The organism is Thioalkalivibrio sp. HL-Eb18 (genome assembly GCF_000364985.1).
Classification (GTDB): Bacteria; Pseudomonadota; Gammaproteobacteria; order Ectothiorhodospirales; family Ectothiorhodospiraceae; genus Thioalkalivibrio.
Genome location: NZ_KB822965.1, coordinates 33,945 through 52,849 on the forward strand (window position 1 = coordinate 33,945; position 18,905 = coordinate 52,849).

Annotated in this window: 16 protein-coding genes, 2 tRNA genes, 2 pseudogenes and 1 riboswitch; of the genes and pseudogenes, 4 read left to right on the forward strand and 16 right to left on the reverse strand. The window is 68.4% G+C overall.

The window, feature by feature from the left end:
- Nucleotides 1-4: 4 nt before the first annotated feature.
- A pseudogene (locus F813_RS13545) lies at nucleotides 5-1,158 on the reverse strand (IS3 family transposase).
- A gap of 67 nt (nucleotides 1,159-1,225) precedes the next feature.
- Between F813_RS13545 and F813_RS13555 the strand changes: the two are divergent.
- Nucleotides 1,226-3,601 (forward strand): annotated as a pseudogene (locus F813_RS13555) (AAA family ATPase); the annotation flags it as partial.
- Between the two features lie 80 nt (nucleotides 3,602-3,681).
- Here the strand turns inward: F813_RS13555 and F813_RS0105930 are convergent.
- The 5 genes from F813_RS0105930 to F813_RS0105950 all read right to left on the reverse strand — a co-directional run bounded on the left by F813_RS0105930 (nucleotide 3,682) and on the right by F813_RS0105950 (nucleotide 6,681).
- Nucleotides 3,682-3,757 (reverse strand) — tRNA-Glu (locus F813_RS0105930).
- A gap of 20 nt (nucleotides 3,758-3,777) precedes the next feature.
- The gene (locus F813_RS0105935; RefSeq protein ID WP_012982227.1) at nucleotides 3,778-4,008 is read right to left on the reverse strand and encodes a hypothetical protein; all 231 of its coding nucleotides are present in this window, start codon (nucleotides 4,006-4,008) and stop codon (nucleotides 3,778-3,780) included.
- Between the two features lie 25 nt (nucleotides 4,009-4,033).
- Nucleotides 4,034-4,109: transfer RNA gene (locus F813_RS0105940), tRNA-Ala, on the reverse strand.
- 42 nt (nucleotides 4,110-4,151) lie between these two features.
- The gene (gene gltX, locus F813_RS0105945) at nucleotides 4,152-5,558 is read right to left on the reverse strand and encodes a glutamate--tRNA ligase (RefSeq protein WP_017925905.1); all 1,407 of its coding nucleotides are present in this window, start codon (nucleotides 5,556-5,558) and stop codon (nucleotides 4,152-4,154) included.
- 142 nt (nucleotides 5,559-5,700) lie between these two features.
- Entirely contained in the window at nucleotides 5,701-6,681 is a 981-nt protein-coding gene (locus F813_RS0105950; protein ID WP_017925906.1) for a cytochrome-c peroxidase, read from the reverse strand.
- 269 nt (nucleotides 6,682-6,950) lie between these two features.
- Nucleotides 6,951-7,185, forward strand: a riboswitch (cobalamin riboswitch).
- Nucleotides 7,186-7,313: 128 nt separating this feature from the next.
- On the opposite strand from F813_RS0105950, the gene F813_RS0105955 reads away from it, so the two are divergent.
- On the forward strand, nucleotides 7,314-8,429 hold the full coding sequence (locus tag F813_RS0105955; RefSeq protein ID WP_012982223.1) for a porin: 1,116 nt from the start codon (nucleotides 7,314-7,316) through the stop codon (nucleotides 8,427-8,429).
- Nucleotides 8,430-8,450: 21 nt separating this feature from the next.
- Nucleotides 8,451-9,011 carry a cytochrome c gene (locus F813_RS0105960; protein ID WP_012982222.1) on the forward strand — a complete coding sequence of 187 codons (561 nt, stop codon included), beginning with the start codon at nucleotides 8,451-8,453 and terminating at the stop codon, nucleotides 9,009-9,011.
- Nucleotides 9,012-9,206: 195 nt separating this feature from the next.
- Here the strand turns inward: F813_RS0105960 and cobM are convergent, their stop codons facing one another.
- From cobM to F813_RS0105975, 3 genes are read right to left on the reverse strand one after another with little or no spacing between them, the layout of a single operon-like run.
- Nucleotides 9,207-9,971: a precorrin-4 C(11)-methyltransferase gene (gene cobM / locus F813_RS0105965; RefSeq protein WP_012982221.1), complete on the reverse strand. Its 765-nt coding sequence runs from the start codon at nucleotides 9,969-9,971 to the stop codon at nucleotides 9,207-9,209.
- On the reverse strand, nucleotides 9,971-10,399 hold the full coding sequence (locus tag F813_RS0105970) for a cobalamin biosynthesis protein (RefSeq protein WP_012982220.1): 429 nt from the start codon (nucleotides 10,397-10,399) through the stop codon (nucleotides 9,971-9,973). Before F813_RS0105970 ends, cobM begins: the two co-directional genes overlap by 1 nt.
- A gap of 29 nt (nucleotides 10,400-10,428) precedes the next feature.
- Nucleotides 10,429-11,664 (reverse strand): bifunctional cobalt-precorrin-7 (C(5))-methyltransferase/cobalt-precorrin-6B (C(15))-methyltransferase, encoded by a 1,236-nt coding sequence (locus tag F813_RS0105975; RefSeq protein ID WP_012982219.1) that lies wholly within the window; start codon nucleotides 11,662-11,664, stop codon nucleotides 10,429-10,431.
- Nucleotides 11,665-11,668: 4 nt separating this feature from the next.
- Here F813_RS0105975 and F813_RS0105980 point away from each other — a divergent pair, with 4 nt between their 5' ends.
- Nucleotides 11,669-12,469 (forward strand): cobalt-precorrin-6A reductase, encoded by an 801-nt coding sequence (locus F813_RS0105980; protein ID WP_012982218.1) that lies wholly within the window; start codon nucleotides 11,669-11,671, stop codon nucleotides 12,467-12,469.
- Nucleotides 12,470-12,482: 13 nt separating this feature from the next.
- On the opposite strand, the gene cobJ is transcribed toward F813_RS0105980, so the two are convergent.
- Genes cobJ through F813_RS0106015 form a run of 7 tightly spaced genes read right to left on the reverse strand, consistent with a single transcriptional unit; the run spans nucleotide 12,483 to nucleotide 18,901 of the window.
- A complete protein-coding gene (cobJ, locus tag F813_RS0105985; protein WP_017925908.1) occupies nucleotides 12,483-13,268 on the reverse strand; it encodes a precorrin-3B C(17)-methyltransferase in 786 nt (261 codons plus the stop codon).
- Entirely contained in the window at nucleotides 13,265-14,020 is a 756-nt protein-coding gene (locus F813_RS0105990) for a precorrin-2 C(20)-methyltransferase (RefSeq protein ID WP_038060005.1), read from the reverse strand. Before F813_RS0105990 ends, cobJ begins: the two co-directional genes overlap by 4 nt.
- Nucleotides 14,017-14,670 (reverse strand): precorrin-8X methylmutase, encoded by a 654-nt coding sequence (locus tag F813_RS0105995; RefSeq protein ID WP_017925910.1) that lies wholly within the window; start codon nucleotides 14,668-14,670, stop codon nucleotides 14,017-14,019. The genes F813_RS0105990 and F813_RS0105995 overlap by 4 nt, the downstream gene beginning before the upstream one ends.
- Nucleotides 14,667-16,061 carry a precorrin-3B synthase gene (cobG, locus tag F813_RS0106000; RefSeq protein ID WP_017925911.1) on the reverse strand — a complete coding sequence of 465 codons (1,395 nt, stop codon included), beginning with the start codon at nucleotides 16,059-16,061 and terminating at the stop codon, nucleotides 14,667-14,669. The genes F813_RS0105995 and cobG overlap by 4 nt, the downstream gene beginning before the upstream one ends.
- Nucleotides 16,062-16,080: 19 nt before the next feature.
- Nucleotides 16,081-16,854 carry an ABC transporter permease gene (locus F813_RS0106005; RefSeq protein WP_018993136.1) on the reverse strand — a complete coding sequence of 258 codons (774 nt, stop codon included), beginning with the start codon at nucleotides 16,852-16,854 and terminating at the stop codon, nucleotides 16,081-16,083.
- Nucleotides 16,851-17,795 carry an ABC transporter ATP-binding protein gene (locus tag F813_RS0106010; RefSeq protein WP_017925913.1) on the reverse strand — a complete coding sequence of 315 codons (945 nt, stop codon included), beginning with the start codon at nucleotides 17,793-17,795 and terminating at the stop codon, nucleotides 16,851-16,853. The genes F813_RS0106005 and F813_RS0106010 overlap by 4 nt, the downstream gene beginning before the upstream one ends.
- The gene (locus F813_RS0106015) at nucleotides 17,792-18,901 is read right to left on the reverse strand and encodes a cobalt-precorrin-5B (C(1))-methyltransferase (RefSeq protein ID WP_017925914.1); all 1,110 of its coding nucleotides are present in this window, start codon (nucleotides 18,899-18,901) and stop codon (nucleotides 17,792-17,794) included. Before F813_RS0106015 ends, F813_RS0106010 begins: the two co-directional genes overlap by 4 nt.
- Nucleotides 18,902-18,905: the final 4 nt, after the last annotated feature.

Below are 18,905 nucleotides of genomic sequence, written 5' to 3' on the forward strand. Positions count from 1 at the left end.
CATTCTAAGCAACAGCCTTTTCCCACTCCCGGGGGGTAAGTTGGCCCAGGGCCGTGTGGGGTCGGACGCTGTTGTACTGCATTTCGATGTACTCCACGACATCCAGTCGGGCGGCCTCGCGGGTACGGTAGGTCCGGGCGTCGGTCCACTCGCTTTTCAGTGCGCCGAAGAAGCGCTCCATCACCGCGTTGTCCCAGCAGTTGCCCTTGCGGCTCATGGAGGGCACGAAGCCCAACGCATCCAGCCGTTCCTGGTAGCGCGTGGCGGCATACTGGCTACCCTGATCCGAGTGATGGATGAGCCCCGGCGCCGGTCGCCGGTGCCGGACCGCCATCTCCAGCGCCTCCAGGGTCAGCTCCACCGGCATGCCGTCGGCCAGGGCATAACCGATGACCTGGTGGTCATACAGGTCCAGGATCGCCGCCAGATAGACCCAGCCTTCGAAGGTCCACAGCGCCGTGATATCGGCCACCCAGATCTCGTTGGGCCCTTCAGCCCGGAACTGGCGCCGCAGCACGTTCGGGGCCACCGGTAAGCGGTGCTGACTGTCGGTCGTCGAGATCCACCGCCGACGGCGCTGCTGACACTCGAGACCGGCTTCCCGCATCAGGCTCCGAGCCCGGTGCCGTCCCACGGCAAAGTCCCGTTGGCGCAGCTCATATGCCATCCGGCGGCTCCCCGCTCGGTGGCGTAAGTGCTGGTCCACCGAACGCACATGCCACAGCAGCTCGGCATGGATCGGATCAGCCGCATCCTCGCGCTGGCGCCATTGGTAGAATCCACTCCGGGAGACCCGCAGGGTCCGGCACAGCAGGGTCACCGCATGGTTCGCCTTCTCCGCCTCAATGAACCGATATCTCAGTCCGACTCGTTGGCGAAGAAGGCCGCCGCCTTTTTTAAGATGGCCCGCTCTTCCCGCAGCCGCCGATTCTCCTCGCGCAGCCGCCGCAACTCCTGTTCCTGACCGTTCGAGGCCGGCTCAGTAACGGCTTCGCCGGCCGCCTTGCGCCGCGCCTCACGCTGCCAGCGGGACAGCATGCTCCGGTTGATCCCGAGCCGCCGGGCCGCCTCCGTGCAGCCATAGCCCTGGCTCTCGACCATCGCAATCGCGTTGGCCTTGAACTCCCGGCTGTATCGCGCTCGTCTCTGCTTGCTCACATTCACCTCCAGTTACCCATCTAGTGTGGCTTAACTGGGGTGTCCGCTGTCATTGGACCACTTCAGACTGGGCAAGAGCCGCCTCGCACGACACCTCGACGAGCGCATCCGCGGCCAGGCGCGCTCGCGCTTCCTGCTGAAGTGCCGCGAGGACCGCTCGCGGCACTTGTTGGCGCCCGTGCGTCAGGCGTTCGCCACCTGGCTTGGACTCGGCAGCATGAATGCCAGCCGCCAGCGGCGACTGGCACGGGTCCTCGGCACCGCTCGCTCACTCGATGCGGACATCGCCGACGCCCTGGCGCACTGGCTCACACACCCGGACAGCAACGGGCTCGAAGCGCTGGCCGCGCAGGGACTCGACCGGGATCACATCATTGATGTCCTCGTCGAGCTCGCCCGGCGCCGAGCCCGCCGAGGCCCCCTCCTGCTGATCTGTGACGACCTGCACTGGATGGATTCCGGCACGGCCGAATTCCTTCGACGCCTGTATCAGCGCCTGCATGACCGCCCGTTGCTGACCCTGCTCACGGCCCGCATGAGCTTTCGCTCCAACTGGCGCGATGTCCCGCTTGAGCATCTGCGACTGCACGCCCTGCCCGACCAGGCTGCACATGAACTCATCGAGCGTTGCGACACCCGGCATCGCCTGACGAAACACCTGCGCGCGCAACTCATCGAACGCGGCGAGGGCGTCCCGCTTTTTCTCGAGGAGCTGACGCGCTACACCCTCGAAGCCGCGCGCACGGGGACCCTCCCCGACACCTTGCCGCCCGGGCTGGCCAATCTGCTGGTGGCACGCCTGGAACAAACCGGGACCGCGCGGGATTTGGCCCACGCCGCCGCCGTAATCGGACGCGATTTTGATACACGCATCCTGAGTCACCTCCTGGAGCAGCCAGCCGACACGATCCGCCGCCAGCTCAGCCGCCTCACGGGCCGCGGGTTCGTCGAGCCGGTCGGCGTCCTGGACGGTGTGCGCTACCGTTTCCGTCACGCCCTATTCCAGCAGGCTGCCTACGAATCCATGCTGGTGGCCGAACGAACGCGTCTTCACGGCCGCCTGGCGGATCTCCTGCGTGACGATCAAGGCACGAGCAATATCGACTGGGGCCAGGTGGCCAGCCATCTTTATCACGCCGGACGTGTGGACGAGGCCGTGCCCGCCTGGCTCGAGGCGGGAGAGGCGGCGTTCGCCCGGGGCATGCTGCTGGAGGCATCACACTACTTCGAAGATGCCCTCAGCTGTCTCGATCGCGAGCTAGGCGACCGGGAACCCTCGGAAGAACGCGACGCGCAGACGCAGCGAGCTCTGGGCGGACTGGGTGCCTCAAACCTCGCCCTGTTGGGGTACGGCTCCCGCACGGTCCACGCGATCTTCGAACGCACCTTGGGCATCACCGCGCCTCAGCGAGATGCGGTGCAGTACTTCCGTGTGCTCTGGGGCCTTTGGCACGGCGCCGGATCCTGGCACGGCTTTGATGAAGCCCACCGACTGGCCAACGACATGGAACAGGTCGCAGAGCAGTCGAACGACCGCCTGCTACGAATCGCCGCACACTATGTACAAGGCAACACGCACTTCTGGAGTGGCCAGCTACCGCTGGCGCTGGAACACCAGACCCAGGCGGTCGCCTTGTACCGCGAAGACGACCACCCGCACCTGGTCGCGCGCCACACCGAAAACCCCGCGATCAGTGCGCGCGGCTTCATGGCCTGGACGCTCATCTTCTTCGGCAACCACGCCCGCGCGTGGGCTGAAATGGATGCGGCCTGCGCCGAGGCCGCAGCACTGGAGCACCGCCCCACCGAGGCCTTTGTCTACGCCTTTCGGGCGGCGCTTGGCTTCTTCGCCGACGATCCTGACGAGGCCATGACCTCCGCCCGCCGCGCGCTCGCGATTGCCGAGGACTATGACTATCCGCTCTGGCGGGCCTCCGGCCTGGCGCTGCAGCACTGGGCCCTGGCTCGCCAGGGCGAAACCTCGGCCGTGGCACCACTCCGGGAACAGGCAGACGCATTGCGCCACATCATGGATGGCGTCAGCACCATCTTTCAGCTCTTCCTGCTCGATGCACTGCATGCAACGGGCGCCAAACCCTCGGAACGCCTGGAGATCGCCACCGATGCGCTGGCCAACTGCCTGAAACGAGGCGACCACGGCTTCGAGCCCGCAATCCGGCGACTGCGTGCCCATGCGCTGCTGGAACACAGCGACGGCACCGACAACGAGGGTTGGCAGGAGCTGGAGCGGGCACGCCGTCTGGCCCACGACCACGGCAACCCGAATATCGAACGATTAACCCTGCTCGACTATGCCCGCTTTGCTCGCGATGACGTCTGGCGCCAGTGGAGCGAACGCGAACTCCTGCGCATCAACCACTGCATCATCCCCCGACGACACCCATCCGAGCAGGCGCTGCAGCAGAACCCGCGGCTCGCCTGAAGCGATCCCGGGCCAGCACGGGTAGCGTCCTGCACAAAAGAAAAGGCCCGAACCTTTCGGTTCGGGCCTTTTCGGAATAATGGCGTCCCCACGGGGATTCGAACCCCGGTCGCCGCCGTGAAAGGGCGGTGTCCTAGGCCTCTAGACGATGGGGACGTAGAGGCAACGTCTTGTTGCTAGTTTGGCGGGCCCTGGGGCCGGCCGCTTCTGTGACCTCCGGCGGTCTCACGATAAATGATCGTGGTTACAACACCGGTAAACACCAGAAGAAATCCGATCGGAACCGCCGCAATCAGGGGCTTGGACCAGGTTTGCTCCCCGGTGAACATCAGCCCGAAACCGCCGAACAGTCCAACCACTGCGATCACCAGACCCACCCAGATGGATATAACCCCAAAACGATGCATCGGTGAACTCGCTTACACCCGAATTTGGTGGAGCCAGGCGGGATCGAACCGCCGACCTCCTGCATGCCATGCAGGCGCTCTCCCAGCTGAGCTATGGCCCCGTGTCAGGCGAGCGCGTACTGTAGCCAGCACCCCCTGGAGTGTCAACCCGCTTCCGCCGAAATTTTCTTCAACGCCCGCTCGATTCGAGCCAGTGATCGCTCACGCCCAATCAGCACCAGGGTGTCGTCGATCGGCGGCGATACCGTACTGCCGGTCAGGGCCACACGCAGCGGCTGCGCGACCTTGCCCAGCTTGAGATCCAGCCGCTCGCCGGTGTGCACCACGACCTCGTGCAGCGGCTCCTTCTCCCAGGCACCCAGCGCACTGAAACCGTCATGCAGCGTCTGCAGCACCGGGAGGGCCTCGGCGGTGAGCTGCTTGCGCGCGGCCTTCTCGTCGTAGTCCTCGAACTCGCGGTAGAAGTACACGCTGTTCTCGGCCATCTCGCGCAGGGTGCGCGCTCGCTCACGCTGAGCGATCACCACGTCGCGCATCGCCGGGCCATTGGCCGGATCGATGCCCAGCTGACCCAGGTGCCAGCCGAACTCCAGCGCCACATGATCCGGGTCCAGCGTCTTGATGTAATGCTGGTTCAACCACAACAGCTTGTCCGGGTTGATCGCCGAGGCGGACTGATTCACGTCCTCGATATCGAACAGGCGCACCAGTTCGTCCACCGAGAAGATCTCCTGATCGCCATGCGCCCAGCCCAGACGGACGAGATAGTTCAGCAGTGCCTCTGGCAGGTAGCCCTCGTCGCGGTACTGCATCACCGAAACCGCGCCGTGGCGCTTGGACAGCTTGGCCCCGTCCGGGCCCATGATCATCGGCAGGTGGCCGTAGCGTGGCGGCTCGACACCCAGCGCCTTCAGGATATTGATCTGGCGCGGGGTGTTGTTCAGGTGGTCATCGCCGCGGACCACGTGGGTGATCCCCATGTCCATGTCATCGACCACGACCGTCAGGTTGTAGGTCGGCGAGCCGTCGGAGCGCGCGATGATCAGGTCGTCCAGTTCGCGGTTCTGGAAGGCGACCTTGCCGCGCACCATGTCGTCGACAACCGTCACACCCTCGTCCGGGGTGCGAAAACGGATCACCGGCTCCACCCCCTCGCGCGGTTCGGTGCGGGTGCGGCAGCGTCCGTCGTAGCGTGGCTTTTCCTTGCGCGCCTTCTGCTCCTCGCGCATCGCATCCAGCTCTTCCTTGGTGCAGTAGCAGCGATAGGCGTGGCCCGTCGCCATCAACTGGTCGATCACTTCCTTGTACCGGTCGAAGCGTTCCGTCTGGTAGAACGGCCCGTGATCGTAGGTCAGCCCCAACCAGTTCATGCCCTCGAGGATCGCGTTCACCGACTCCGCGGTACTGCGCTCCAGGTCGGTATCCTCGATACGCAGCACGAACTCACCACCGTGGTGACGCGCATACAGCCAGGAGAACAGCGCGGTGCGGGCACCACCGATATGCAGATAGCCGGTTGGACTGGGGGCAAAGCGGGTACGAAAGCTCATGGGTCAGACACTCGATTCCGGTGATCGGGAAAGGCGCACAGGGTAGCAGAAGCGCCATGTCACGAGCGCACGGAGCGCCTGAAATAAAGGCCGGGGACAAGCCCCGGCCTGCAGGGATCCCCGCAAGGGGGGACTGACTCGTCTACGGCAGCGCGGGGATATCGAAGCGCGGCATCTCGCCGGTCAGTGCATGCATGAAGGCCTCGATGTCCGCGACCTCGTCATCGCTGAACTCCATGCCCAGCATCTCCTGCCCCATGATGCGGATCGCTTCGTCCAGCGTGGCGGTCTCGCCGTTGTTCATGTAGGGGTAGGTCAGCGCGACGTTGCGCAGGGTCGGGGTCTTGAAGGCGAACTTGTCGGCCTCATCACCCGTGACCAGATAACGACCCTTGTCTTCCGAGCCCGGCACCTGGATGCGGTGGAAGTTGCTGTCGGTCAGCGCCGGCCCGCTGTGGCAGGCCACGCAGCCGTTATCCGCGAACAGCTTCATCCCGCGCATCTGCTGGTCGCTCATCGCGCCCTCGTCCCCCGCCAGCCAGCGATCCAGCGGCGAGTTCGGGGTGTTCAGCGTGCGCTGGAAGGTCGCCAGCGCCTTCGCCACGTGGTCGGTGTTGATCACGTTGTCGCCGTCATAGTCGGGATAGGCCGCCTCGAACTTCTCCTGGTACTCGTTGAACTCCTCCAGGCGCGCGATCGCCTCCTCCAGCGGCATCGCCATCTCGATCGCGTCCTGGATCGGGCCCAGGGCCTGGCCTTCCAGATCGTCCTCGCGGCCATCCCAGAACTGGGCCGTGAAGAAGCCGGAATTCAGCACGGTCGGGGTATTGCGCTCGCCAACCTGGCCGTCATGGCCCACCGCGCGCGGGATGCGGTCCGCCCAGCCCAGCGCCGGGTTGTGGCAGGTCGCGCAGGAGATCACGCCGGAGCTGGAGATGCGCGGCTCGAAGAACAGCATCTTGCCCAGCTCGATCTTCTCCTTGGTCATCGAGTTGTCCGCCGGGATCGGCGGCAGCGCCGGCAGCGGCTCGAACACGTCGCGGTATTCGGAATAGTCGGTATCGGCCACGGCCGGGGCTGCGGCCCCGAACGCGACGGCTGCACAAGCCGCCAGCGCCGTCATGCGGAATCCGGAAAGCGTTTTCATACAGGTCTCCCTTGAGTAACAGATGAGTAACAGACATCTGAGAAGCGGATATCGGCGCGAACCGAAATAGACTCGGTCCAAACCACTTAAAACCCACCCTACAGACGCGGAAACCTGGTCGCGATCAAAATCCGCCCCGGAGATGATCTGCATCAATTATCAGCCTCCAGGGGAGCCGGGTTCGCCCCCACTACACCGTTTCCCGGGATACCCGGACAAACTTGACCCCCTCTTTTCCCTCCATTACGGTTCGCCCCTCTCTAGGTGCCCCGGCGCTCAGCCGCCGGGGATAATCGGGAAGCCGGTGCGCGAATCGACATTCGCAAGGCCGGCACTGCCCCCGCAACGGTAGGCGGAGACGGGCGGATCCAATGCCACTGCGGCGCATCCCCGGGATGCCCGCGGGAAGGCGATCCGCCCTGGATGCATCGCGCATCCACTTCGCGAGTCCGGAGACCGGCCTGGACGACACCCGACGCCGCGGTGGGCGGCCGAGCGGGCCAGACCGGCGTGCTCGCATCGCCCGGCCTCCCCTGCTCCCTGTCCAGCTTCCGGCGTCGTTTCATCCACGGCGTGCGGGGTCGCGCGTCCAAGGGAGCAACCCAACAATGAACCATACCCATCTCCGACCGGGACAGCATGCCGTCCCGGCCCTGGCCACCCTGTGCCTGATGACGGCCGCGGGCATCGCGCCGGCACAAGCCGGCTTCGAATTCGGCGACGCGGAAGACGGCCTGCAGGTCACCCTGGATCCGCTGATCCAGGGCCGCTACAGCTACGAACGAGACCCGGATGGCTCCAGCAGCGAATTCGACTTCCGTCGTGCCTGGCTGGACACCTCGGGCACCCTGTTCCACCCCGATCTGAGCTTCCGCCTGCAGCCGGATTTCAGCAGCGGCGAGCTGTCCATGCGCGACATCTGGTTGCAGTACGCACTGGGTGAACACCTGGGCCTGCGGGCTGGCCAGTTTACGGTCCCCTTCGGCCTGTCGCGGGATATCGGCGGACCCAACCGCCTGTTCACCGAACTGAGCATCGCCGGCAACCAGTTCGAGGTTCCGGCCGGCCGCGACACCGGTATCGCCCTGCTGGGCGGCGCCGGCGACAACCGGGCATGGGCCATCGGCGTGTTTGACGGTCGCGGGCGTCTGGATCAGCGCGACGATCGCCCCTCCACATCCGGCCACCTGTTCAGCGCGCGCGGCGCGTGGGCCCCGGTCGGCGCAGTCCCACGTGACAACACCACGTTAGGCCAGGCCGTGGAGCGCACCGTCGCCCTGGGCGCCGGCGTACAGGCCGCCAGCCGCAACCACCTGCGCGACTGGAGCCGCGGCATCGAAGACACGGTGGCCAACCAACGCGCCGACTGGATCACCGCCACCGCCGACGCGGTGGTCAAGTTCGCCCATACCTCGCTGTCGCTGGCGGCCTTCCGCCGCGATGTCTCCCCCGACCGCACCGCGAGCTACCACGACCTGGGGGCCGAACTGGAACTGGCGCAGTCGCTGCCGGTGGAGGGACTGGAGTTCGCCGCGCGCCACGCCGTATTGCGCCACGACGCAGGCGACGATCTTGGCACTGACGAGCGCTGGCAGCGTGAATGGGGTGCCGGCCTCAACTGGTATCACCGTGGCCAGCGGCACAAGACCCAACTGATGTGGCTGGACCGCGACACCGACACCTCGGACTGGGAGCTGCACCTGCAGCACCAGTTCCGCTTCTGAGAAATGACCGGGAGAATCGACATGAACTGGATGCAACCGATCCACCACCCGTTGAGAACCACCCTCTTTGCGATCCTGTTGCTGGCTGCCACCGGCAGCCCGGCCACCGCGGAGGTCACTGTCACAATGCCGGGCCCCTGGGGCGACTATGACGAGACCCTGGACGATCCGGCCAAAGTGGATGCGACCGAGGCCTTCCAGCGCTTCCGTCAGCAGAGCATGCAGGGCACCTCGGCCACCTACCGCAGCATCGAGCAGATCCTGCGTTATGACGCACCATTCGCCGAACGTCTGCCCGGTCTGGCCGAGGAACTGGCGCGCCGCGCCGACGACATCGAAACCTGGTTCGCACGCGAGACACCAGCGCGGGACGGCGAACCCGGGGCCCTGCCCGCGGCCTGGGAGGACCCGGAGTTCTCCGAGTACAAGGCAGCCTACCGCGAGGCCGCCGAACGACTGCAGCGCAAGGTGGAGTCGGCCGACGACCTGGAGAACGAAGACTTCCAGCTTCGCGCCACCGAGGCCCTGAACGGCGTGCGCCACCATTGTCTGGCCTGCCACGACAACTACCGCCGCCGCTAAACCGGCCGGGAACCAAGGGGCCGCCGCATGGCGGCCCCTTGCCATGACCCTGATCGGGAAGAAACCGCCTTCGCCTGCAAGCAGACTCCTACAGGTTCCTGGCGATGTGGGAGCCTGCTTGCAGGCGAAAAGCCCCGTGTCCCACAACACCCACCGGCGTTATCCCTGCCTGCGGAAGATCAGGGGCGCCACCGCTTAGTCCCCGTCCATGCCGCGGTAACGGCGCACGTGCGACGGGTCGTACAGCGCACTGTCGCGAAAATCCCCCGGGTCCAGCGCCGGCCCCACCAGGATCAGCGCCGAGCGCCGCGTGGTCAGGGCCTGCGCCCGTTCCGCGATAGTCCCCAGCGAACCGCGCACCACGGTCTCGTCCGGCCAGCTGGCGCGAAACACGATCGCCACCGGGCAATCGCAGCCATAGTGCGGCCGCAGGTCTTCGACCACGGTCTCGATATTGTGCAGCGACAGGTGGATCGCCAGGGTCGCCCCGGTGGCGGCAAAGCTCGCCAGCCGTTCGCGCTCCGGCATGGAGGACGCCCGCCCCGGCGTGCGCGTCAGCACCAACGACTGCGCCACCTCCGGCACCGTCAGTTCCCGCCCCAGGGTCGCCGCGGCGGCAGAGAACGCCGGCACTCCAGGCGTGATGCTGTAGTCGATCCCGGCCGCCTCCAGCCGGCGGATCTGCTCGCCCAGCGCGCTGTAGACCGAAAGATCGCCGGAGTGCAGGCGCGCCACGTCCTGGCCCGCCGCGTGGGCGCGTTCGATCTCCTCCATGATCGCGTCCAGCGTCAGTGGCGCGGTGTTGACCACGCGCGCCCCCTCCGGGGCATGTTCCAGCACCACCTCCGGCACCAGCGAACCGGCATACAGGCATACCGGGCAGGCCGCGATACGATCGCGCCCGCGCAAAGTCAGCAGATCGGCCGCACCGGGCCCCGCTCCGACAAAATGAACCGTCATCAAAACTCCTCGAAATTCCCGTCTGTCCCGTTCACCGTCCGCACGGCCACCGCGCAGCTCGCCCGTGCCGAGAGCCGCCGCGGCAGCAGCAGGCGCGCCCCGTCGCCGGCCACCGCCAGCGCCGCCGCCTCCGCCACCGAACCGACCCCGGCGGCGGCACGCGAGCGCGAGGAGTCCGTGGACAGGGCAGCGTCGCGCGCGGCCAGCGCGGCCGCCGACGCGAACACCGGCTCCAGCTCCAGGTCGCGCGCGGCCGTCCACAGCGCCGGGCTGTCGCCCTTGTGCCCCGGGGCCGCCAGCTGCCGGGTCTCGATCGCCTCGCCGCCCCCCGCCCGCAACACGGCGTGCGCCTCGGCCAGCACCTCGCGGACCAGTGCCTCCAACTCGCCGGCCGTGCAGGCCGAGGCGAAGCCGACGCCGGGGGTCACCCGGACACGCGCCCCGCTCGGCGTTTCCCTCAGCCCCGGCGCAGGGACCACAGGGTCACCGGCCGCAGCGGCTTCCAGCCGGCCATGCCGCCCAGCGGCTCCGAGCGACTGACGTTGATCCGCGTGAGCTCGCCGCCGTGGCGCTCGTGCGCCGCCGCCAGCACCGCATCACCCTCCACCGTCACGCTGCTGGCGACCAGCCGCCCCCCCGGGCGCAAACGCTCCACGCAGTGTTCCACCAGCCCGGGCGTCGTCAGCCCACCACCGATGAAGATCGCGTCGGGTGGCGGCAGGTATTCCAGCGCCTCCGGCGCCCGCCCGTGGATGGGACGCAGCGCCGGCACTCCCAGCGTGCTCGCGTTGCGCGCGATGCGTTCCAGGCGCTCCGCGCGCGGCTCGATGGCCACGGCGGTGTTGGCCGGATCCGCCAGCATCCACTCGATGCCGATGGCACCGGAGCCGGCGCCCACGTCCCACAGCCGCTCGCCGCGACCGGGCGCCAGCAGGGCCAGCGCCACCGCCCGCACCTCGCGCTTGGTGATCTGACCGTCCTGCTCGAACTGCGCCTCCGGCCGGCCGGCACTGGCCGCCAGCACCTGCGCCGCCGGATCGGCCCGGCATTCCAGCGCCACGGTGTTCAGCGCCTCGATCGCGACCTCAGGCCAGGCCCCGGCCCGCGCGCGGACGGCCGCCTCGCGGTCCGCACCCAGGGACTGCAGTACGGTCAGGGTGGAATCGCCGAAGCCGAGCCCGGTCAGCCAGTGCGCCAGTTCCGCCGGGGTATCCCCGTCGCGGCTCAGGACCAGCAGTCGCGCGCCGTCATGCAGCCAGGGCCGCAGCGCCTCCATCGGCCGGCCGTGCACCGACAGGCAGCGGGTCTGCTGCAGCGGCCAGCCCATGCGCGCAGCAGCCAGACTGAACGCCGAGGGCGCCGGCCAGACGCAGGTCTGCGCGACCGGAAAACGCCGCATCAGGGTCGCGCCCACCCCGAACCAGAAGGGGTCGCCGCTGGCGAGTACGCACAGCGGCTGCCCGGCGCGCGCCTCGATCCAGTCCAGCGCAGTCTCCAGCGGCGACGGCCACACCAGGCGCTCCTGCCCCGGCCGCGCCGGCAGCATCTCCAGATGCCGCGCGCCGCCGATCACCGTCGCCGCCGTGTCCAGCGCCATGCGGGCATCGGGGGCCAGCCCGGCGAGCCCCTCCGCGCCCACACCGACGATGTTCAGCCATGGCGCTCGCTCCTCGTTCGTGGCTAGACTGGTCATCCTCATGAGCTCCCGTTCATCCTCCGATACCGGCCCCGGGGCGGCGCGCACACGGCAGATCCTGCTGCTGGGCGGCACCACCGAGGCCGCGGCGCTGGAACCGCTGCTGGACGGCCACCCGCGGCTGCACGCCACCGTGTCGCTGGCCGGACGCACGCGCAGGCCCGCGCCCTCGCGACTGCCTCGGCGCACCGGCGGGTTCGGCGGCGCCGAGGGCCTTGCCGCCTGGCTGCACGAACACGCGGTCGACGCCCTGGTGGACGCGACCCACCCCTTCGCACGGCAGATCTCGGCCAACGCCGTCACGGCCGCACGCAACACCGGCATCCCGCTGGCCCGCCTGACCCGACCGTCGTGGGAGGCCGGACCGGAGGACCGCTGGATCCGCGTGCCCGACCTCGCGGCCGCCGCCCGCGCCCTTCCGGAACTCGGCCGACGCGTGCTGCTGACCACCGGCCGCCAGCACCTGGAGGCCTTCGAGGCCGCGCCCGAACTGGACTACGTGATCCGCACCATCGACCCGCCCGAACCGCCGCCGGCGCTGCCGCGGGTCACCTGGATCCACGCCCGGGGTCCGTTCACGGCCGAAGACGAGGCGCGCCTTTTGCGGGAAAACACGATTGACGTGCTGGTGACCAAGGACAGCGGCGGCGATGCCACAGCCGCCAAGCTGCAGGCGGCCCGCGAACGGGGTATGCCGGTTGTGATGGTGGAGCGCCCGCCGGACGCCCCCGGGGTACCGCGATTCCACGCCCCGCAGGCGGTACTCGGCTGGCTGGAGGATCTCCCGGACGCGCACGGCTAACGCGGCTCCCGCCTCATTCCGCGGACTCGACATAACGCGGGGTGTACACGTGGCGCCGGCCGGAGGGGCGCTCCAGCACCCGGGTGGAGGCGGCGCCCACGATCACCAGCGTGCTCATGTTGGCCGCCGTCGGGTCCACCTCGCCGAGGGTGGAGATCTGCACGTCTTCGCGTTTGCCGCGTCCCACCGCGGTGGCCAGCACGACCAGAGTGTCCGGACCCTGGGCCTCGCGCACGATGCCCAGGGCCTCCCCCAGCTGCCATGGTCGCGCGCGCGAGATCGGGTTATAGAACGCCATGGCGAAGTCGGCCTCGGCCGCCAGCCGCACCCGGCGCTGGATCAGCGACCACGGTTTGAGGTTGTCCGACAGCGAAATCACGCAGAAATCGTTGCCCAGCGGCGCACCCAGCCGCGCGGCGGCGGCCTGCATCGCCGAGATCCCGGGAGTCACGTCCACCTCGACTCCCGCCCAGCGTTGTGCCTGCGCCCCTTCCAGCGCCTCGAAGATCGCCGCCGCCATGGCGAATACACCCGGGTCGCCCCCCGAGACCACGACCACGTCCCGCCCCTCGGCGGCCATGTCCAGGGCGTGCATCGCACGCGCCAGTTCCTCGCGGTTATCCGAGGCGTGAACACGGTGATGAGGGCCCGCAATCCGTTCCAGGTACGGCCCGTACCCCACCAGATCGGTGGCCGCTTCGAGACGGGCAGCGACCTCCGGTGTGATCCATTCCGGCCCCGCCGGACCCACCCCGACCACACTCAACCGACCGACCACCGGACCGCCATCCCCGCTCATCGCCGAACCCCGCGCCCGGGGATCACGATCATCGAGAAATAGGGCACCCGTTCCGGGATCTCGGACAGCGGCTGGACCCGCTCCTCGGCGGTGCTCGCGCGTTCCACGTACCAGGCGCGCTCACTCAGCCCCAGCTCCTGCAGGACACCGACCACCGCATCGCGATGGGTCCCCACTTTCATGATGACCGCTGCATCCGTCCCCTGCAGGGCCTGGCGCAGATCGTCGATCGGCATCGTGCCAGGGATTACCGTCAGCAGGTCATCGCGCATGGTCAGCGGCGTCGACAATTGCGCAGCCGAGGCCATCATCGAGGTCACGCCAGGGACCACGTGGGTGGAAAACCGGTCCTTCAGCCGCAGGTAGACGTGCATGAAGGAGCCGTAGAAGAACGGGTCGCCCTCGTTCAGCACCACGACCGAGCGCCCGGCTTCCAGTTCGGCCGCCAGCTGCTCGGCACAGGCGTCGAAGAACTGTTCGATGCGGCGGCGGTATTCCTCGGAGCCGTGCGGAATCTCGTTGGTCACCGGGTACTCCAGCGGCATCTCGCACTGGCCGGTACCCAGGTGGGCATCCACGATCGCACGCGCCTGACCGCGCCCGCCACGGCGGCAGAAGTAGGCCACTACCGGACTCTGTGCGATCAGACGCGCGGCCTTCAACGTCAGCAGCTCGGGATCGCCAGGCCCGGTGCCGACTCCATACAGGCAGCCCGCCTCCGGGGATCCATTCACAGGGGGAGAAGTCGTCATATCCGGTCACTCGCAAAGGCATTGATGGCCGCCGCGGCCATGGCGCTGCCACCGCGGCGTCCGAAGATGGTCAGGTACTCGAGGTCCAGCGGGCTGGCGGCCAGCGCCTCCTTGCTCTCCACCGCACCGACAAAGCCCACCGGGATACCAAGTACCGCGGCCGGACGTGGCGCGCCCTGGTGCAGCATCTCCAGCAGGTGAAAAAGGGCCGTGGGTGCATTCCCGATCGCCACCACCGCACCCTCCATATGCGGTCGCCACCATTCCAGGGCGGCCGCCGATCGCGTGGTACCCAGACGTTCGGCGGCCGCCGCCACACCCTCCTCCCGCAGGCTGCAGATCACCGGGTTGTCCGCCGGTAGCCGGGTCCGAGTGATCCCGTGCGCCACCATGTTGCTGTCGCACAGGATCGGCGCGCCGGCGGCCAGCGCATCAGTGGCCGCCCGGGCCACGCCGGCCGAAAACCCGACGTCCCGTGGCAGGTCGGTCATGCCGCAGGCGTGGATCATGCGCACCACCGCGGGCACCAGCTCCTGCGGAAAGCGGTCCAGTTCCGCCTCGGATCGGATAATCGCAAACGACTCCCGATAGATGGCCGCCCCGTCGCGGATATAGTCGGGTACGGCCCCGGCCGTATCGCTCTGCGTCATGCTGGATCTCCGTTGTTCATCATCGCGTTCATACGTCTCGTCAGCGCTGTTCCCTCCAACCGTTGCAGGGCCTCGAGCCCCGACTCATGCCGGCCACCCTGTTCGCGGGCGATGGCATCGAGGGCCGCCAGGGCCGGCTCGACCTGCCCCGGCTCCAGCCTCGTCAGGACGGTCTCCCATCGCGCGGGGGCGCGTTGCAGCGACAGCTCATAGCAGCCCTCCCACCCCGTGAGCAGGACCTGCGCATTCGCGGGACGCCCACAGTGCTTGTCGCAGCCACTCACATGCACTTGCCCGTCCCCCGCAAGCAACCCGCAGGCAGCGACCCCGGCCCTCTCGGCATCCGCCCGCGTGGCGGTACTGCCCGCGGAGCAACCCATCTGCCCGATACAGGCACTCACCGCCAGGCGCGGGTCGTCCGGATCGGTCACGCCACCCCACTCGGCGACACGGTCCGGCTCCACAGGAGGTACCCCGGTCAGAAGCAGGCTGCGCCACGGTGTCAGGCGCAGGCGTCCGTCGTGCGCCCGAATATGCTCGGCCAGCCCCTGCAGCGCCTCGGCGCGCAGGGCACCGAACGGAAACGCGATCCCGAAGGCGCGCCCGTTCAGGCACGTCCCCATCCCGGCATCCGCGTATTCGGGGATCCGCGCCGCGACCCAGTCCCCGCCCGGGAGCACCCGCTCCAGCCCGGGCGGCGTCAACGCCTCCGGGCCCCATCGGGCTACGGCACCCGCGAGCCGTCCCGGCGGATCCACATCGCCCTCGCGCAACGCAACGAAGCGTTCGAGCACCGCGAGGGCGACGTCCACCACACTCCCCGCGCGTGTCCAGCCCAGCACCGTGGCCGTGCGACTGGACGCCCCCACGGCCACGCGAAACCACACCCCGCCCAGCGCCGTACAGGCCTCCAGTCGCAAGTCCGCCGGCACCCCATCCAGCGGCAAACCGCCGCCCGCCTCCACCACCACCCCCACTTTCGGGGGCAATGCCCGCAGGCGCGGGTGCTCCCCCAGTGCTCGCACCAGATCCCGCGCGACCGGCTGCACATCCATGGTCGCCTCCGGGTCGATATCCGTCACCGGGGCCGCCAGGACATTGCGCACCGCTTCCGCCGCAGGGTCGCGATCTGCCAACCCCGCCCCCTCCAGCTCGGCGCGCGCCGGCTCCAGCCCCGCCGCGTCCAAACCACGCAGCTGCAGATTGCCGCGGCTGGTCAGCTCGAGGACACCGGACCCAAAGCGCCGCGCCACCTCCGCAATGGTCTCCGCCTGCCCCGCATCCAGCCCCCCGATCGGGTGACGCACCCGCATCAACAGACCGTCCCCGGTGGCCATCGGCGCGGCCACCCCCGGACAGGCCCGGCGCACCCGCGAATGATCGGCACTCATCGCTGCACCCCGCCCCCACTCATGTCCGGATCCGCACGCCGCGGGCCACCAGGGCCCAGGCCAGCACGCCAACGACGAGGGTTGCCCCTGCGAGGACCCAGAAGGTCGCGGCCCAGGCAAAGGAGCCGGTCCCCAGCAGGCCGTAGCGAAAGCCCTCGATCATGTAATAAAGCGGGTTGAGTACGGCCAGGGACTGCCAGGGCTCGGGCATCCGTTCTACCGGGTAGAACAGGCCGCCCAGGTAGATCAGCGGGGTCAGCACGAACGTGGCCACCACGGAGGTATGGTCGAAGCTGCGCGCATACAGGCCGTTCAGGAGCCCGGCCAGGGCGAACAGCAAGGCGCTGATCAGCGCGATCCCCAGCGTGGCCGCCAGGTGGTGCAACTGGAGATTGGTAAACGGAATCGCGACCAGCGCGACCAGCGCCCCGGCCAGCAGGCCCCGGATCACACCACCGGTGGCGAAGCCGGCCACAATCAGCCAGGCGGGCAGCGGCGCGACCAGCAGCTCCTCGATATGTCGCTGCAGCCGCGCCCCGTAGAACGCCAGTGTCACATTGCTGTAGGCATTGGTGGCCACCGCCAGGATGATCAGGCCGGGCAGGATAAAATCAGCGTAATCGACACCCCGCATGGTGCCGAGCTCGCGCCCGATCAGGTGACCGAAGATCACCAGGAACAGGACCGTCGTCACCACCGATGGCAGGAGGTTCTGCACCCAGGCGCGCAGGAAACGCCGCACCTGTTTGACCACCATCCCGCGATAGGCAAATCCGTACGCCGCGAGCCTCATGTCTCCCTCCCCGGCGGGGCGGCAGCGCGTTCCGCGATGCGCTGCAGGAACAGCGACTCGAGCCGGTTGCGCTTGTTGCGGACTCCCGCGACACGCACCCCGCTTGCGCCCAGGCGGTCGAACAGGTCATTCACCTCCATGCCCTGCGGCAGGTCGACCTCCAGGGTCCAGCGATCACTCAAATGAATCGCCAACCCGTCCAGCGCCGGGGCCGCGTCCAGCGGCATGCTCAGTTCCAGCACCAGGGTCTGCACGTTCAGCCCGTGCAGCAGTTCGCCCGTATCACCGCGCGCGACGATCTCGCCTTGATCGAGGATCGCCAGGGTGTCGCACAGGGTCTCTGCCTCCTCCAGGTAGTGGGTGGTCAGCAGGATCGTCACGCCGTCCGCGTTCAAGCCACGCAACAGCTCCCAGGTGGCATGGCGCCCCTCCAGGTCCACCCCCGCCGTCGGCTCGTCCAGGAGCAGGACGCGGGGGCGGTGCACCAGGGCCCGGGCAATCATCAGCCGCCGCTTCATGCCACCCGACAGGCCCCAGGCTGACTGTTCGCGCCGGTCCAGCAACCCCGCCTGTTCCAGCACCTCGCCGGTTCGCTCGCGCGCCCGCCTTGGGGACAGCCCGTAGTAAGCCGCCTGGGCCTCGACGATCTCGCCCACCGGTTCGAAGCTGTTGAAGTTGACCTCCTGCGGTACCACGCCCATGCACGCCTTCGCCGCAACCGCCTGCGTGGCCACGTCGTACCCGCAGACGCGGATCGAGCCCCGATCCGCCCGCACCAGCGTGGTCAACAACCCCACCAGAGTGGTCTTGCCAGCCCCGTTCGGCCCCAGCAGGCCGAAAAAGCTGCCCGCCGGCACCTCCAGATCCACGTTCGCCAGCCCAACCCGGCCACCGGCGTAGCGCTTGGCCACCGACTGCAGGGCAATCGCGGCGGCCGTCATGGCGCGAGCCCCCCGGCACCATCGGCAAACCCGACGATGCGTCCGGCCCGATCCACCGCGCAGACCTCCAGCGCCGTGGTCTCCGGCAGCATCCCGCGCGCCCGCTGCCAGGCGCGCGCACTGATACGGTCGGCCAGCGCCACACCCTGCTCCAGGCAATCCGCAAGCGCCTGGGCGCTGGTATTCGCCGCGCGGATGCGCGCGACTAGTTCCTGGCTGCCTCCCAGATCCGCCGCCTCCTCCGCCAGCGCGTCGAGATCGATGCGCGACTTGCGGCTGTGGGCATCCAGGTGTCCGGCCGCGAATTTGCTGAGCTTGCCGAACCCCGCGGCCAGCACCACCGCAGGCAGAGGATGACGCCCCAGGTACTTCAGTGCCGCCCCGAACAGATCCCCCATCTCGATCAGCGCCATGTCGTCCAGGCCGTACTGTTCGCGCATCGCCGCCTCGCTGGTACCCCCGGTGCAGCAGGCCACACGCGGACAGCCGTTGGCGCGGGCCACGTCTATGGCCTGATGAATGGATGCGATATAGGCGGCGCAGGAAAACGGCCGGACGATGCCGGTGGTGCCCAGGATCGAGAGCCCCCCGAGGATCCCCAGTCGAGCGTTCATGGTCCGCCCGGCAATGCGCTCGCCACCGTCCACGCCGACCGTAACCCTGAAGCCCCCGCTGTACCCGGCGGCTGCAGCGAGTGTCTCCAGATGCCCCTGGATCATGCGTCGTGGGACCGGATTAATGGCGGCCTCGCCCGGCTCCAGCACCAGGCCCGGGCGTGTAACCGTCCCGACCCCGGCACCCGCCACGAACTCGACACCGGGCGCACCGCACAGGTTTATCTCCACCCAGACCCGGGCCCCGTGGGTGGCATCCGGGTCGTCGCCGGCATCCTTGATGACCCCGGCAACCGCACCGCCCGGAGTTGTTTCGAGGTCGTTCATTGTCAGGCTCACGACCTGCCCCTTCGGCAGGATCACCTCCACCGTCTCGAGCCGGCGCTCCTCCAGCAGCCAGCGTGCGGCGGCAACGGCGGCGGCGGTCGCGCACACACCGGTGGTCAGCCCCGTGCGCAGACGCCCGCTCGTCTCGGGCGTCTCCGGGCGCATTCCG